Source organism: Propionimicrobium sp. PCR01-08-3 (genome assembly GCF_030286045.1).
In the GTDB taxonomy this organism is placed as follows: Bacteria; Actinomycetota; Actinomycetes; order Propionibacteriales; family Propionibacteriaceae; genus Brooklawnia.
The window spans coordinates 1,811,838-1,827,354 of the sequence record NZ_CP127390.1 but is presented as its reverse complement, the minus strand read 5'-3'; the positions used below and the strand labels follow the sequence as shown (position 1 = coordinate 1,827,354).

17 protein-coding genes are annotated in these 15,517 nt (G+C 63.4%); 12 read left to right on the top strand and 5 right to left on the bottom strand.

Annotated elements, in window-relative coordinates; all coding sequences use genetic code 11:
* From QQ658_RS08395 to rpmB, 4 genes are all read left to right on the top strand, one after another.
* Entirely contained in the window at positions 1-1,305 is a 1,305-nt protein-coding gene (locus QQ658_RS08395; RefSeq protein WP_286024421.1) for an FAD-dependent oxidoreductase, read from the top strand.
* 2 nt (positions 1,306-1,307) lie between these two features.
* The gene (locus QQ658_RS08390; RefSeq protein WP_286027068.1) at positions 1,308-1,589 is read left to right on the top strand and encodes a ferredoxin family protein; all 282 of its coding nucleotides are present in this window, start codon (positions 1,308-1,310) and stop codon (positions 1,587-1,589) included.
* Positions 1,590-1,760: 171 nt separating this feature from the next.
* On the top strand, positions 1,761-2,540 hold the full coding sequence (locus QQ658_RS08385) for an enoyl-CoA hydratase-related protein (RefSeq protein WP_286024420.1): 780 nt from the start codon (positions 1,761-1,763) through the stop codon (positions 2,538-2,540).
* A 156-nt stretch (positions 2,541-2,696) separates the two neighbouring features.
* Entirely contained in the window at positions 2,697-2,882 is a 186-nt protein-coding gene (gene rpmB / locus QQ658_RS08380) for a 50S ribosomal protein L28 (protein WP_286024419.1), read from the top strand.
* Positions 2,883-3,119: 237 nt separating this feature from the next.
* On the opposite strand, the gene QQ658_RS08375 is transcribed toward rpmB, so the two are convergent.
* Entirely contained in the window at positions 3,120-3,902 is a 783-nt protein-coding gene (locus QQ658_RS08375) for a sulfite exporter TauE/SafE family protein (RefSeq protein ID WP_286024418.1), read from the bottom strand.
* 187 nt (positions 3,903-4,089) lie between these two features.
* Here QQ658_RS08375 and QQ658_RS08370 point away from each other — a divergent pair, with 187 nt between their 5' ends.
* Positions 4,090-6,300 (top strand): ATP-dependent DNA helicase RecG, encoded by a 2,211-nt coding sequence (locus tag QQ658_RS08370; RefSeq protein WP_286027067.1) that lies wholly within the window; start codon positions 4,090-4,092, stop codon positions 6,298-6,300.
* Positions 6,301-6,402: 102 nt separating this feature from the next.
* Here QQ658_RS08370 and QQ658_RS08365 read toward each other — a convergent pair whose 3' ends face one another.
* The 3 genes from QQ658_RS08365 to QQ658_RS08355 form a co-directional block, all read right to left on the bottom strand.
* Positions 6,403-7,584: a Gfo/Idh/MocA family protein gene (locus tag QQ658_RS08365; RefSeq protein WP_286024417.1), complete on the bottom strand. Its 1,182-nt coding sequence runs from the start codon at positions 7,582-7,584 to the stop codon at positions 6,403-6,405.
* A 161-nt stretch (positions 7,585-7,745) separates the two neighbouring features.
* The gene (locus QQ658_RS08360) at positions 7,746-8,573 is read right to left on the bottom strand and encodes a sugar phosphate isomerase/epimerase family protein (RefSeq protein WP_286024416.1); all 828 of its coding nucleotides are present in this window, start codon (positions 8,571-8,573) and stop codon (positions 7,746-7,748) included.
* 6 nt (positions 8,574-8,579) lie between these two features.
* A complete protein-coding gene (locus QQ658_RS08355; protein ID WP_286024415.1) occupies positions 8,580-9,005 on the bottom strand; it encodes a pyridoxamine 5'-phosphate oxidase family protein in 426 nt (141 codons plus the stop codon).
* A gap of 226 nt (positions 9,006-9,231) precedes the next feature.
* On the opposite strand from QQ658_RS08355, the gene rsmD reads away from it, so the two are divergent.
* The 3 genes from rsmD to QQ658_RS08340 all read left to right on the top strand — a co-directional run bounded on the left by rsmD (position 9,232) and on the right by QQ658_RS08340 (position 11,028).
* Positions 9,232-9,840 (top strand): 16S rRNA (guanine(966)-N(2))-methyltransferase RsmD, encoded by a 609-nt coding sequence (gene rsmD, locus QQ658_RS08350; RefSeq protein WP_286024414.1) that lies wholly within the window; start codon positions 9,232-9,234, stop codon positions 9,838-9,840.
* Positions 9,837-10,340, top strand: coding sequence for a pantetheine-phosphate adenylyltransferase (gene coaD / locus QQ658_RS08345; RefSeq protein WP_286024413.1), 504 nt, complete (start codon positions 9,837-9,839; stop codon positions 10,338-10,340). Before rsmD ends, coaD begins: the two co-directional genes overlap by 4 nt.
* 148 nt (positions 10,341-10,488) lie before the next feature.
* On the top strand, positions 10,489-11,028 hold the full coding sequence (locus QQ658_RS08340) for a YceD family protein (RefSeq protein ID WP_286024412.1): 540 nt from the start codon (positions 10,489-10,491) through the stop codon (positions 11,026-11,028).
* Here QQ658_RS08340 and QQ658_RS08335 read toward each other — a convergent pair.
* On the bottom strand, positions 11,013-12,716 hold the full coding sequence (locus tag QQ658_RS08335) for a S10 family peptidase (RefSeq protein WP_286024411.1): 1,704 nt from the start codon (positions 12,714-12,716) through the stop codon (positions 11,013-11,015). The genes QQ658_RS08340 and QQ658_RS08335 overlap by 16 nt on opposite strands.
* A 383-nt stretch (positions 12,717-13,099) precedes the next feature.
* Here QQ658_RS08335 and rpmF point away from each other — a divergent pair, with 383 nt between their 5' ends.
* The 4 genes from rpmF to QQ658_RS08315 are packed head-to-tail and all read left to right on the top strand — an operon-like array spanning position 13,100 to position 15,516.
* Positions 13,100-13,291: a 50S ribosomal protein L32 gene (gene rpmF, locus QQ658_RS08330; RefSeq protein WP_286024410.1), complete on the top strand. Its 192-nt coding sequence runs from the start codon at positions 13,100-13,102 to the stop codon at positions 13,289-13,291.
* On the top strand, positions 13,291-14,055 hold the full coding sequence (rnc, locus tag QQ658_RS08325; RefSeq protein WP_502928957.1) for a ribonuclease III: 765 nt from the start codon (positions 13,291-13,293) through the stop codon (positions 14,053-14,055). Before rpmF ends, rnc begins: the two co-directional genes overlap by 1 nt.
* Positions 14,048-14,923, top strand: a complete 876-nt coding sequence (gene mutM / locus QQ658_RS08320) for a bifunctional DNA-formamidopyrimidine glycosylase/DNA-(apurinic or apyrimidinic site) lyase (RefSeq protein WP_286024408.1) — start codon at positions 14,048-14,050, stop codon at positions 14,921-14,923. The genes rnc and mutM overlap by 8 nt, the downstream gene beginning before the upstream one ends.
* A gap of 11 nt (positions 14,924-14,934) precedes the next feature.
* The gene (locus QQ658_RS08315) at positions 14,935-15,516 is read left to right on the top strand and encodes a GtrA family protein (protein ID WP_286024407.1); all 582 of its coding nucleotides are present in this window, start codon (positions 14,935-14,937) and stop codon (positions 15,514-15,516) included.
* Position 15,517 lies beyond the last annotated feature (1 nt).

Here is a 15,517-nt window from a genome sequence, read left to right as displayed (position 1 = left end):
ATGAGTGAGGACTTCGAACCGGATTTCGACGTCATCGTCATCGGGGCGGGTATCGCCGGCTGCGTCATCGCTTACCAGCTCGCTCAGCAGGGCCACGAGGTGCTGCTGATCGAGCGCGGTGAACAGCCGGGTTCCAAGAACCTGTCCGGTGGGGTGCTGTATTGCCGGGTGATGGACAAGGTCTTCCCGGACTTCATCCACCAGGCGCCCGTCGAACGAGTAATAACGCAAAACCGCATTCAATTCATGAATGCCGGTTCGGTGTTCGGCATCGACTATGCCGATCAGCGTCTTGCCTCACCTGCGAACGCGGTGACCGTGCTGCGGGCAAAGCTGGACGGGTGGCTGGCCGAGCAGTGCGAAGCGGCGGGCGTGATCGTGATGCCGGGCGTGCGTGTCGACTCGTTGCTGACCACCGAAACAGGACGCGTGGTGGGCGTGAAGGCCGGCGACGACGAGTTGCATTGCCGGGTGGTTGTCGCCGCCGATGGCGTGAACTCCTTCATCGCTCGGTATGCGGGAATGCGCCCGAGACCTGCGGAGAACCAACTGGCGGTGGGCGTCAAGGCCGTTGTCAAGCTCGACTCCGACGTGATCGAGGACCGCTTCCAGTGCGCGCCCGGCGAGGGCGTGGCGTACGCGATCGTCGGCGACTGCACTCAGGGTGTGGGCGGTGGCGGCTTCTTGTACACCAACACCGACTCGATCTCGATCGGCGTCGTGCTACGGCTCGATTCGCTGACCGAATCGGGGTTGACGGCCTACGAGATCTTCGACCGCTACCTGGAGCACCCGTTCGTCGCTCCGCTCATTGAGGGCGGCGAGATCAGCGAATACGGCTGCCACCTGGTCGCTGAGGGCGGCTTGGACATGGTGGGTGAGATCGCTGCCGACGGCATCGTCATCGTCGGCGAGGCGGCAGGACTCACGCTCAACACAGGGCTGACGGTTCGGGGCATGGATCTGGCTGCAGGTTCCGCAATCGCGGCGGCCGCGGCCATCGACGAGGCAATCAAGGCGGGCGAAACCTCGAAGACCGGACTGGCGGGCTACGGCAAGCGCCTGTTCGAGAGCTTCGCGGGCCAAGACATGGAAACTTACGAGAAGGCTCCGGAGTTCTTGGAGACCGACCGGATGTATGGCGAATACGGCCGGTTGCTGGCCGATGTGCTGTATGGCGTCTTCAACCATGATCTGACGCCCCGACGGCATCTGATGAAGGTTGCCACCGACACGTTGAAGCAATCCGATCTCAAGCTGACGCAACTCGGACGAGACGGTCTCAAGGGGGTGCGGGCACTGTGAAGATGCCACCAGTTCCGGAGCGACTGGCCAAGGTACGGTTCGTCACCGATGAGGAAGAGCCACACATCAAGGTCAACCAGGCCATCGCCAAAGCGACGGGCACGGGCAAGTTGCTCTGTGCGGTTTGCCCTGCGCAGGTCTACCAAGAAGAACCGGATGGGACGATATCCGTCGAGTACGCGGCGTGCCTCGAGTGCGGAACGTGTTTGGCTGTCGCGGCTCCCGGAAGCCTCGAATGGCACTATCCACGCGGCGGGTTCGGCGTCCAGTTCCGAGATGGTTAATTGATCTCTGCGGGTGAGTGTGAGGCAGACCACGCTCACCCGCAGAGTCACATTTCAAAGTTCTCGAGGGGATTCCCCGGCGCCACCCACGAGAACGATACCCAGCCCAGATGAGTGTGCCGGATTTCCCTGGCGACTCCAACGATGGAGCCGCCCACCAAGGAGGAAAAAATGTCCTACGTACAATACGAGCTGGCCGACGATCTTGTCGTCACGCTCACGATCGATCGGCAGGAGGCGCTCAATGCCCTGAACGAGCAGGTACTGCTCGATCTGGACGAGGCCCTCGACCGAGCGGTCGCCGATCATGCTCGTGCGGTGATCGTCACCGGCGCAGGTGACCGTTCGTTCGTCGCCGGTGCCGACGTGGTCAAGATGAGCACGATGACCTCGGCCGAGGCGTTGGCGTTCAGCGATATGGCCAACCGCATCTTCTTGAAGCTGGAGCGGTTGCCGATGCCGACCGTGGCCGCGGTGAACGGCTGGGCGCTGGGCGGTGGCTGTGAACTCTCCTGCGCCTGCGACATTCGGCTGGCGTCCGAGAAGGCCGCCTTCGGCCAGCCCGAGACCGGCCTCGGCATTCCTCCGGGCTTCGGCGGTACTCAGCGTTTGGTTCGCACCGTGACGCCGGGTGTGGCAAAGGAAATGATCTACACCACGCGCAAGGTGAAGGCGGACCGCGCGCTGGCCATCGGCCTGGTCAACGAGGTTCTGCCGCCCGAAGAGCTGATGGACGCTGCGCACAAGCTGGCGTCCGAGATCGCTGCTCAGGCGCCGATCGGCGTCCGCGCGGCGAAGCGTGCCCTGACGCTCGGTACCGGTACCGACATGGCGACAGCAGTGGCGATCGAAGCGGCGCAGTTCGCGTCCTGCTTCGGATCTGCCGATCAGCGTGAGGCCATGACGGCATTTGCGGAGAAGCGCAAGCATGCGCCATTCGAGGATCGCTGAGTAATCAGGGCCCACCGAGGGCGTGACAGATGCGTGGCCGTGTCAATCGTGCGGGATTTGGCACGGCCACCTTGTATTGGCTAAGATTGGGTGGTTGCGTCTTGACGACGCGCTGCTAGACAAAACAGAACGTTATCCTAAGCGAGGAGTGCTCCCATGGCTGCCGTGTGTGAGGTTTGCGGTAAGGGCCCAAGCTTCGGGCACAACGTCCCCTGGTCGAAGAAGAAGACCAACCGGCGCTGGAACCCGAACATCCAGCGGGTGCGTGCAGTCGTGAATGGTGCCCCGCAGCGCCTGAATGTATGCACCGGCTGCCTAAAGGCTGGTCGCGTCACCCGCTGACGCTGTCTTAACCGCTTGATGCCCGTTGTCCTGTCGGACGACGGGCATTGTGCTGTGCTCGGCAGGTTCTCGCTCGCCTTAAACTGATAACGCTCGCCATGGTCCACGGATGCCTACCGTGCTGCACCACGCTCGCCTTAACTTAGTTTGCTGCTGTTGCAACGCGAGCGAACTCCCTTTGAGTAGGCGTTATGCAGGAAGGCGAGCGTGCGTGAATTGCCGCGAGCGTCTGGACGATCAGCTGCGAGGTTTTCTGCTGCGGATCAATCGCCATGCCATTTGCCCGGCGATGAACAACATCAGCGCAGCGAACAGAATGTTCCCGGCAAGCGGGCTGATCAGCGTGGCGATCCAGACCCCGAGCGAGGTGCTGGCGCAGGCGCCGAGACCCACGAAGGCGGCGGCGGAAAGATCGACGGTGTGCCGGCGGGCGTTGGCGATCGTCCCGGAGATGGCTGCCGGAAGCATCGTCAGCAACGAGGTACCGCGTGCCACCAGATCGCTGGCGCCGAACAACAGCATCATGGCCGGAACCACGATGACGCCGCCACCGACGCCCAACAGCCCGGAGAGTATGCCCATCGCGAGCCCGACGCCGATCATCCCGATGGCCGTGCCGACGGTGACCACGAGTGCCGAGTCGCGGCTGGGCGTTGTGGTGAACAAGGTGGCGACGACCACCAGCAGGAAGCAGACGAAAAACCAGCGGAGCGTACGTTCGGGCAGATGGGCCGACAGCCAGGTGCCGATCTGGGCGCCGATGACCGCTCCGACTGCGAGCAGCAGAGCCGGAATCCAGGCGACGGAATCGTGAGCGGCGTAGGAGATCACGCCGACGGCCGCGGTGGGCACGATGGCGGCCAGGGAGGTCGCCGAGGCCTTGCGTTGATCGAATACGAGAAGCCAGCTCAACATCGGGACGATGATGGTTCCGCCGCCCACTCCGAACAACCCCGACTGGACGCCTGCCGCGAGACCGATGACGACACATTTCAGAACGTAGCGATAGTCACGGAGCATGTCATGCTGCATTTGTCCGGCGTCCAATCTGAGCAGCGCCAATGGGTCAGGTGCGAGGGCGCCGATCGCCGATGATCTTACGCCTGAGCACGTGAAAAATGTCGGACGGTCTCGGTAGTCTGCAAAGGTGGTTGAAACGCACCCTCCCGAAAGATCGCGAGCTCGTCCGCAGGCAGGCGGACGAGTGGTGGGGCTGTGGCGCACGGAGGCGTATCGGCGGCTCGCCACACCGTTGGCGGAGGTACTCGGAGCGCCGACCGCGAAGGCGCTGGTTCTGCTGAAACTGGAGAGGGTGGAAGACCTGATGGGTCACCTTCCCCGCCGTTATCTGTCGGGCACCGAGACGACCGAGTTGAGTGGTCTCGAACCGGGCGAAGATGTCGCCCTGGTGGCGCAGGTGGCAAATATGGTCGCTCACCCGGCGCACGGTGGGCGAGGCTCCAGAGGGCGGCTGGAGCTGAGGTTGACCGATGGCACCGGGCACCTGCGGGCCACGTTCTTCGGCAAGGACCGCTACCTGAAGTTCTGGCAGCTGCAACTCAGCAGGGGAGTCAAGGGCATTTTCGTCGGAAAGATCAGCGTCTTCAACGGCGAGCTACAGATGAGCCATCCGAATTTCGTGATGCTCGATGAGCACGGGACCATCGTGGGCCGCGCCGATGAGACCAAGACCTCGATGGCGAATCGGGTCAGCCGCTCCGGCTTGGTAGGCATCTACCCGGCAACGAGCAAGATGCCCACCTGGCAGATTGCCGAATGCGCCGATCTGGTCCTCGAGCTGCTGAAGGGCACCGATGATCCGATGCCCGCCGAGTTGAGGTCGCGGCTGGGGCTGCCGGAGTTTTATGAGGCGTACGAGTCGATCCACCGGCCCGAGAGCATCGAAGCCGCAGAACTCGGCGTCGACCGGCTGAAATTCGATGAGGCGTTGTCGTTGCAGGTCACGATGGCCTACCGCAGACGAGACGCCGCGAACCACACTGCCGCGTCCGTGACCCGGCGCAGCGACGGTCTGCTGGCCGCTTTCGATCAGCGTCTACCATTCACACTCACCGATGGCCAGGTCGAGGTCGGAGAAGAGATCTTTGCCGACTTGGCGCGGACGCGTCCGATGCAGCGGTTGCTGCAGGGTGAAGTCGGTTCGGGCAAGACCGTGGTCGCCCTGCGGGCCATGCTCGCCGAGGTCGATTCCGGGCGCCAGGCAGTGTTGCTGGCGCCGACCGAAGTGCTCGCCGCCCAACATTTTGAATCGTTGCGGTCGCTACTCGGCGATCTGGGCGAGGGACAGGTGCTGGGCGCCCCCGACGATGCCACTGAGGTTGTCCTGGTAACCGGTTCGCAAAGCGCGGCCCAGCGCAGGGCGGCCCTCGCAGCGATTGCCGACGGACGGGCGGGAATCATCGTCGGCACGCATGCCCTGTTGTCCGAAACCGTCTCGTTCGCCGATCTCGGTCTCATCGTGGTGGACGAGCAGCACCGGTTCGGTGTCGAACAGCGTGCGGTGCTGCAATCCCGGGCTGACTTGGTCCCGCATCTGCTGGTTATGACGGCCACCCCCATTCCGCGCTCCATCGCCATGACCGTCTTCGGCGATCTGGAGGTGTCGACGCTTCGGGAGATTCCCGCGGGCAGGCAAGATGTGCAGACAACCGTCGTCCAGGCAAAGCTTCGTCCGGGGTGGCTGGACAGGGCCTGGGAACGGATCCGCGAAGAGGTCTCGATCGGACGCCAGGCGTTCGTCGTGTGTCCCCGGATCAGCTCCAATGATGAGCCGGTCCCCGACGGACTACCTGACCCCAGTGTCGAGGCACTCTACGAGTATCTCGCGGATGGCCCGTTGGCAGGGCTGCGGCTCGGAGTGCTGCACGGCCGGCTGGCCGGGGGTGAGAAAGACTCAACAATGGCGGCTTTTGCGTCGGGCGACCTCGACGTGCTGGTGGCGACGACGGTGATCGAGGTCGGAGTCGATGTGCCGAATGCGTCGATGATGGTGATCATGGATGCCGACCATTTCGGTATCAGCCAATTGCATCAGCTGCGTGGACGAGTAGGCCGCGGGGGATACCCCGGGGTCTGCCTGCTGGTCACGTACTCCGATGGCACGACCGATGCCGATCGCAGGCTGGCGGCAGTCGCCGCATCTCGCGATGGCTTCGAGCTGGCCGAGGTCGATCTGGAGCAACGTCGCGAAGGTGACGTGTTCGGTGCCTCTCAGTCAGGCGGGCGAACCACCTTGAAGCTGCTCCGCGTGCTGGACGATGCCGAGCTGCTCACCGAATCCCGCGAGATCGCCGAAATGCTGGTCGCACGCGACCCCGACAAGGCCAGCGACTGGTTGGCCGACATGGTGACCCACACCGAGTTGCGTGCCGATGCCGATTTCCTGGAGCGCTCGTAGGGTGAGCATGGCTTGAAGCTATTGTTTGCGCACGCTCGCTGCCCCCCGCCCAGAGAAAATCGGCGGCTCGGCTTCCGGAGGGACACTTTCGGGCTGCCCACCTCACGAACGCGCGGGGAAGCGTCCCTCTTCTTCGATCCGCTTGTTCAACTCGGCGAGGTACGCATCGTCGTCGAAGCGGGCCAGCTCGATGTCCTGCCCGGTCCAGCCGGATAGCTGCATGGCATTCGCCAGCCGGACGCTGGTCAGGCCGTCGGCTCCGGGAGCGATCAACGGCGTGCCGTCGGTGATGTGCTTGCCGAAGTTGTCGAGCAGCAAGGAATGCTGCTCACCCCACGCGCTGGTGTATTCGCGGGTTTCACTGGCAAAGAAGACACTGCGGTCGAATGCGCCGGACGGTACCAGGGCGGCGTCCTCGTCCGAAATGGTTCGCGCGATCTGGCGCTCGTCATCGGTGAACCGGTCGATGGTCATCTTCAGGCTGTTGTCGACCAGCACCCGTGCCTTATCGAAGCTGAGCTCCAACCGATCGGTGCCGACCAGGTCGTTGGTGCTGGTGATGAAGACACCGTTGGCGCCCCCGGGAAACTCGAGTGAGGCGCTGACCTCGTCCTCGACCGGGATATCCCGGCGGAATCCGAACCGGACTCGTGCGAAACAGCGAAGAGGCGTCCCGCACAGCCATTGCCACAGATCCAGCTGGTGCGGTGCCTGATTGACTAGTACGCCACCACCCTCGGTGCCCCAGGTGGCGCGCCAAGCCGACGACGTGTAGTACGCGTCGGGACGCCACCAGTGGGTCAGCTGCCACGAGGTGCGCCGCAGCGCGCCGAACTCACCGGAGTCGATCATGGATTTCAGATCGGCGAACAGTGGATTGGCGCGCTGGTTGAACATCATTGCGAAGGTGACCTGGGGGTGTGCTACGGCACTATCGAGCAAGCGGACGACCTGTTTGCCGTAGATTCCGGCGGGTTTTTCGAGAAGCACATGGATACCGTGCTCGATCGCCTCGATGGCCATGCGCGGATGCTCGTAGTGCGGAGTGGTGATGACGACCGCGTCCACTGCGCCAGAGTCGAGCAGCTCGCCGTAATCGGTGAACAACGGCACGCCCATCTGTTGGGCAAAGACCGCGTGAGACTCGTGGGAACTGCTGTTGGGGTTCGAACTGCACAGCGCCGCGAGTTCGAGCGAGGGTGCGCGTCCGTCTGACACGAGAGTTGCGTAGAGCCGGCCCTGCGCGCCCACGCCCACCACACCGATCCGAACCCGATCCACCATGCGCATTCTCCTTCGAATAGACCTGAGGCAGCCGGAACCTGCCAGCCGCGCGTCCTCATCTTGGCACATACGGCCAAAGCTCAGAGGATAGTGGGGTGTCCGCCGGCGAGAGCGTTGACGTCCTGGCAGGCAGTTGCTGCGAACCTCAACCTGATTGATGCTTACGAATACGCGACACCGCTGGCGTTCAGCAGCCGAACCAGGGATTCATGGGCTCGGGTCCATTCATCGGCCCCGCTGAATCCGCCGAAAGCTCCCTGACTGGCCAGATGCGGTTCCATGGACAGGAAACCATCGAAGTCGTCGTCGCGCAGTGCGGCCAACAATTCGGGCCACTGCCCGTCGCCTTCCCCCGGGACGCAGATCGAGCCGTCGGCCAGGTGAGCGTCCTTGACGTGAACATATCGAGTCGCGTCCCGCACAACGGGGTAGGCGTCCGAAAATGGATGAATGCCCGCCTGCACATAGTTCGCGGCATCGAAAACCAGACCGAAGGTGAGCCGGGGCAGGTAGCCGACCAGATCGGCGCAGCGGGCCGGCGTATCGGCCCAGACATCCGCCTCGTTCTCATGCAGATAACGGATATCGGCCGCGTCGGTGACAGCGACGATCTCGCCCAACCGATTGATGACCTCGGATCGGCAGGCATCTCGGTCTTCGCCGTCGGCCATCAAGAATGAGAACCCTCGCACGTCCGAGGTCTCAAGACGCCAAGCCACCTCGGCGGCGCGCTTGGCCCGGTCGAGATGGCCGGCAAAGTCGTCGTCCAGCCTGATCTTGCCGAGATCGGTGCCCAGCGCGCTGACCGCGATGCCGTGGTCGTCCAGCAACTGCTTGATGCGGCGCACCTGGGCATCGTCCAGATCGCAGACCTTGATGCCCCAAGCGCTACGCAACTCGATGAATCGGATTCCGCGCCGGTTCAGAAATCTCAGCTGGGCAGCGAAATCGTCGGTCACCTCATCGGCAAAGCCGCTGATGGTCCACAACGCGGATCAAGCCTGCTTCGGCTCGGGCCCGAAGACGAAGTGGCGCCCACTGATGCCGATCGTCGGGGTGACCCGCACGAAAGTCGTCTTGACGGTCGGAATCCACGGCAGCAGGGGGGCCTTGCGCGCGCGGGCCAGTTCGTCCTCATCGGTGATGGCCTCGGCCACACCCTTCACCATGACGCTCCAGCCGCCCTCGTCGGTCCAGCCGTCGACCTCGAAGACCACGTTCTTGTTGAGGCTGAGCTGGTCGAGCTTGCTACCCTCGGCGGAGCGGAAGATGACCGATTCGCCGTCAACGTAGTAATTGATCGGGAAAATCTCGGGGACGTCATGCGAGCTCACGCCGAGCCGACCGACCTCCTGCGAAGCGAGGTATCCCCAGCAGGTATCTTCCGGGATGATGGCCACGGGGTTGTTGTTGTCAGACATACCGCTATTCAACCGCACCGGCGCCCGGCTGTCATAGGGAACCCGTCACCGAATTGTTCGCTGAGGGGGTAATGATGTGCGCGAGACGGTTCGGTGGCATCCACCGGTAGACGCGACGTGGTCTGCATTGACCGTTGACCTGCGGCGATGGACGATGTCGAGGCAACGGCGAGCACCACGATCGCCGGGCGGCGGTTCATCGCGATCGTCTCGGTAGGCTGGCGTGGTGACCAGGATCATTGCCGGATCGGCACGTGGCAATCCGTTGAAGGTGCCGCCGGGCGAACGTACCCGTCCGACCACCGACCGGGTGAGAGAGGCGTTCTTCTCCGCGCTGGCCGCTTGGGCCGAAGGCATGGATTCACCGGCCGCGCACCAACTGGCAGGTATCAGGCTGCTCGACCTGTATGCGGGTTCGGGAGCGATCGGGCTGGAGGCGGCCAGCAGGGGAGCCGATGAGGTGGTGCTGGTGGATAGCTACCGCCCGGCCGGGACCACGATCAAACGCAATGCGGCGGCCATCAAGGTAGCCGATCGGGTGCGGGTACAGGTCAGCGATGTGCGCGGCTATCTCGCGGGCTCACCCCAGCGTCGGTTCGATGTGATCTGGGCCGACCCTCCCTATGCGCTCCCCGGTGATGAATTGGACGCTCTGCTGGCCCGTATCAGCGGGGGTTGGCTTGCCGATGACGGACTGGTCGTCGTCGAGCGGGACGCCAGGGATCCGGAGCCGCATTGGCCTGATGACTTCTCCGAGCGCTGGTCGCGGCGCTACGGTGAGACGAAGCTTTACTACGCGCGCCGAACGCCCCCATCAACCGAGGAAGTTTCATGACGAACTGCGAAATCGCCCAGGTACGTGCGGTCTGCCCCGGATCGTTTGACCCGATCACCCGCGGCCATCTCGACATCATCGGCCGTGCCGCGAGTGTCTTCTCGGAGGTCATCGTTGCGGTCGGACGCAACACCACCAAGAACTACATGTTCGACTTCGATGAGCGGCTGCAGCTGACGGCCGATGCCGTCGCCGAACTGGACAATGTACGGGTGGCACCGATCGAGGGTCTGCTGGTCGACTTCTGCCACGAACACGATGCAAAGGTGATCGTCAAGGGAGTCCGGTTCGGCTCCGACTTCGACTACGAATTGCAGATGTCGCAACTGAACAGGCAGCTTTCGGGTATCGAAACCGTCTTACTGCCGGCCGGACGTGAATTCGGCACCATCTCCAGCTCGATGCTGCGCGAGGTGGCTCACAACGGCGCCGACGTGAGTGCCTTCGTCACCGACGAGGTCAACCGGGCCGTCCTGGCCAAGGTTGCACGGTCGGCGTGATCGCCGGCGTGTTTTCGCCTTACTGTCCGCGTCGGCGTCGAGTTCTGCTACGCGGGGCAGAGGTGTTTTGTTGTGGCTTGAATGCCGTTCGCTCCCCGCGGTGCCGAGGTCGACTTTCTTGATTGCCGTGCCGCTATAGGCTGGCCAGATGAACGAGCACCAGCCCCTGGATCTAAGGTCGCCGTGGGTCGTAAGCATCCACGACCTGGTTCGCCGCCCCGGCGAGATGAAGGAGTTCCATCAGGAGATCCCCGCCCCGGCCGACCTCGGTACGGAGATGATCGGTGTTCCGGACGAAAGCCCGATCGTGGTCGATCTGCGGCTCGAATCGGTGAGCGAAGGCGTGTTGGCCACCGGTACGGTGAGCGCACAACTGGTCGGGCAGTGCTCGCGTTGCTTGACGGCTGTCCGCGAGGAACGCGATTTCGACCTGCAGGAGTTGTATTACTACCCGGGCCGCGACGCCGAAGAGGACGCGTTGTTCGTGGTGGACGAACACATCGATCTCGATCCTCCGATGCGTGACGCGATCGTTCTCGAGCTGCCGTTCACCCCGCTGTGCCGACCCGACTGTCTGGGGCTGTGCCCCGAGTGCGGGTTCAATCTGAATGATGATCCCGAGCACAGTCACGGTGAGCAGACCGATCCGCGCTGGGCCAGTCTGCAGGGTTTTCAAGCCGAGGGCTGAGCGGTGGGCAGCGCGGGACGCTCGTCCAGCGACGACAAATCGGGCGAATCAGCGGCATAGAACCGGCGGAGATCGGCGTTCAGTTTCTTCAGGCATCCGGGGCTGGTGTAGACCATGTGGCCCGCAGGGTAGTAGGTGAAGGCGATATTCGATCGAAGAGGTTTCGGTAGACCCAGGTGGTCGATGTCGTATTCGGTCTGGAAGAACGGCGTCGCCAGGTCGAAGTAGCCGTTTGCCACCAGTACTTTGAGCCGCGGGTTGCGGACGAGTGCCGCGGTGAGGTCGGCCATCACCTGCGGGTGGGTGATCTGTGGATCGTCCCACATCGACTTGGTGTGCTCGGGCAACTTGTGCGTCCACACCCAGGATTTGCCCGGCTCCGTGGTGCCGAAATCGATGTCTGCATAGGGACGCCGCTCTATGCTCGCGGTCCAGCCGAGCTCCTCGCGCAGGTAGGTGTTGACCAGCGCCGCATAGGCCGGGGAGATGAAGGCATCATCTGGAATAAAAGTCTCATCGTCCGACGCCTGATCGAGGTCGAAGCCCGATACCCGGCCGTCATAGCGTCCGACCACCAAGTCCCGGTCACGCAGCAGTTCTTTGCGGAACCGTCGATCGAGGACGCGCAGATTGGAGCGCAGCACGTAGTCGGGGCTGAGTCCGGTCAGCTCGCCGAACCGTTCAGCCACGCTTCTGGCAGAATCGTCGTCCAAGCGGTCGCCACGGGAGAGCGCGGCCCGCAAGCTGGTGTCGGCGAAGGCCCGAGCGTGTTGCACGTGATCTCTGAGAGCGTCGATGTCAGGGACCGGTCCCGAACCTGCGTGGTTGCCGGTACCCGAGTTCGCGGGACCCGTCTCTGAGCCGCCCTTGGCACCATCCCGTCCGGTTTTGCCTGCTCGTCCGTGGTAGTGCGCGATCGCGGCGTAGGTCGGGAAGTAGCCGACAAAGGCCTGATCTGTGGAGCCCATGATGTGGCCGTAGTCGAGGATGTCAGACAGCAAGATCAGGCCGTTGAGCGCGACTCCTGCGTCCAAAAGTGCATACGACAAGATCGAGCCACGCACCGTGCCGTAGGACTCGCCGAAGACATACTTGGGCGAGTTCCAGCGGCCGTTGGCCGACAGCCACTTCTGAATGAATTGGACGAATGCCGCCACGTCGCCGTCGACCGACCACAGTTCGGGCTTGGCCTCGTCGGCGATCTCGGAGAATCCGGTGCCGGGAGCGTCGATGAACACCAGATCGGATTCGGCGAGCAGGGTTTGCGGGTTGTCGATCAGCTGATAGGGGGCAATCGTCGAAGGGACGCCCGGTTCGGCGACGGGGTCCTCGGTGACGATCCGTCTGGGTCCGAGCGACCCCAGCAACAGGAACGTCGAAGCGGAGCCGGGGCCACCGTTGAAGAAGAACGTCACCGGGCGAGAGGGGTCGGGATGCCGGCCGTCGGGCAGCGCAATGAAGTCGGCATGAAAGACACTGGACGCGGGGCGGACCTTCGTGGTCTCGATCTGCACGGTGGCGAGAGTTGCATCATATGCCCAGTCGTTGCCGTCGACGCTCACCACATGCCGGGTGGTGTGGCTTATCGGCTCAGAAAGCGGACGCTTCGGTGCCCGGGGGTTGGGCGTGGAACCTGCATTCAGCCGCTGATCGTCGCTTGCCTTGGTGTGAGGTGAGCCGGTTTCCATAGTTCGCTTCCAATCGCGATCATCGTCGCTCGGCGCAGCCCGTCTCGCCCGGACGCTTCGCCCGCGTCCATCATCTGTCAGACCCACGTTCCCCAGACCTCTTCGCCTCGATACCGTTCTGCCGTCAAGTATGACCCTCGCGGCATTCGGTGCGCTCTATAGTGTCTACGCGGACGCGAGACCCCTGTGAGCGCCCTGAACGATTCGGTGCGAGCTAACCAGCCGCCTCGCTATCGGTATGGACGACGATAGCCAACCGTTTTGCGAATGCCTTGGGCCGCGGGGTAGTGTGTACAGGCGTGCGTCCTGACGGGCGCGGTAGAACTTTGCCCGTATGGGCAGCTCCCGCCAAGCGGGGGCACAACGATTGAAGGAGATACATCGTGGCTGTCCCGAAGCGGAGGCTGTCCCGCAGCAACACGCGGTCTCGTCGGTCCCAGTGGAAAGCGGCCGCGGTTCAGACCGTGACCTGCGCCAACCCGGCCTGCCGCAAGCCCCACCTGCCCCACACTGCGTGCCCGTCATGCGGCCAGTACGGCCCGCGTGGCGACCGCCGCCAAGTGCTTGAGGGCTGATCTCGCGAGTGGCTGCCGATAACGGCGGCAGCGCCACGTCGCTGTCATTCTTATCGCTGATCGAGGAGCTTGGTGTCCAGATGGACGCCGACCTCCTCGATCTTGCGTTGACCCACCGTTCCTATGCCTACGAGCACGGGCAGATCCCCAACAATGAGCGCCTCGAGTTTCTCGGCGACTCGGTGCTGGGGGTCATCGTCACCGAATACCTCTATCGCAGCTATCCCGATCATGCCGAGGGCCAGCTGGCCAAGCTACGCGCGAGCGTGGTGAGCGCCGTGAGCCTGGCCGAGGTCGCACGCGAACTCCACATCGGCACCATGATCAAACTCGGCAAGGGCGAGATCAGCACCGGCGGCGCCGACAAGAGTTCGATTCTGGCAGACACCACCGAAGCTTTGATCGGCGCGATCTTCTTATCGGGCGGACGCGAGAACGCCGAGACGTTCGTCCACCACATCTTCGATCCGCTGGTCGACCACGCCGCCACCTTGGGCGCCGGACTCGACTGGAAGACCTCGCTGCAAGAGATTGCTGCGTCGCTCGGTCTCGACCCGACCGTTTACGAAATCGAAGAATCCGGCCCCGACCACGACAAGCGGTTCAAAGCTTGGGCGGTGCTGGGTGACCGACGTTTCGGCCCGGGCAAGGGACACAACAAGAAGCACGCAGAGCAGCAGGCGTCCGCGGTCGCCTACAAGGTGCTGGCGGCCGAGGCCGCGAAGGCTGCCGAGGTGGTCAAATCCGCCGGCGGCGATGCCTGAACTACCCGAGGTCGAGGTGGTCCGGGCAGGGCTTGCACAAACGGTCGCCGGCCGCACCATCTCGCAAGTGCAGGTCTTGCATCCCAGGCCGGTGCGTTATCACCCGCTCGGCCAGGACGCCTTCGCCTCCGATCTTGCCGGACGCCGGGTGGGCATCCCCAAGCGCCGCGGCAAGTACCTGTGGCTACCGCTCGACGGCATCGATGCGCTGCTCATCCATCTCGGCATGAGTGGGCAGTTCCGGATCGACGATATGGACGCACCGCTGCTGCCCAACACCCGCGTCCTCTTCGACTTCACCGACGGCGGCCCACAGCTGCGCTTCGTCGATCAGCGGATGTTCGGTGGCTTGCAGCTTTCCCCGGGCGGCGCAAATCTTCCGCAGCAGATCGAGCACATCGCACTCGACCCCTTCGACGACGCATTCGAACCGGCTGCGGTTGCCGGGAAGATGCATGCCCGTAAGACGACGGTCAAGAGAGCTCTGCTCGATCAGACACTGGTGAGCGGCATCGGCAACATCTATGCCGACGAATCGCTGTGGCAGGCCCGGCTGCACTTCAACCAGCCGACCGAAACCTTGACCCAGCGCAGAGCGATCGAACTGCTCGCCGCGTCCACAGACGTCATGGCGCAGGCACTGGCCGCCGGAGGCACCAGCTTCGACGCACTGTATGTGCACGTCAACGGCAACTCCGGCTATTTCGGACGAAGCCTGCACGTCTACGGCAGGGCCGGCCAGCCATGCGACAGGTGCGGGGCGACCATCGTTCGCGAGCCATTCATGAACCGGTCGAGCTACCGCTGTCCGCGCTGCCAGCGGCGTCCGCGCCGCGTATCACAAAGAACTGACAGCTTTCAGCGATAGGTTAAGTACTCATGAGTGGAGAACCCCAACCCCGGCGGGGACGTTTCTGGGCGACGCTGATTCAGTTCATCAAATTCGGCATCGTCGGCGGATCAGGTGTCGTGGTGAATCTGATCATCGCCTACGTCATGACCCAACTGAACGGCGGTGTCGGCAACGACAACAACGTCATCTTCCAACTACCCGGACGCTTCGCCTTCCGCTTCACCATCCTGGTCTGGATCGTCGCCTTCCTCGTCGCGAACCTCTGGAACTTCCAGCTGAACCGCAGCTGGACCTTCAAACGCGACCGGATGCGTGGCTGGTGGGCCGAGTTCTGGCCATTCTTCCTCGTCGGAGCTGTCGCCGCGGCCGCCGGGGCCATCATCAAGGTGCTGTTGACCAACCCCACCTCACCGCTCTATCTACCCAGTCCGTGGTTCAACGACCACCAGGGTCTGCGCGCCCGCGCCTATTGGGCGCAGCTGTTCACTATCGTGCTGACCATGCCCATCAACTACCTGGTCAACAAGGTCTGGACCTTCCGGGCCATCAAGAACAAGGACGCCGACCCCGATCCCACCCCACACGCCGAAATATCCGGGGTCGCGTGAG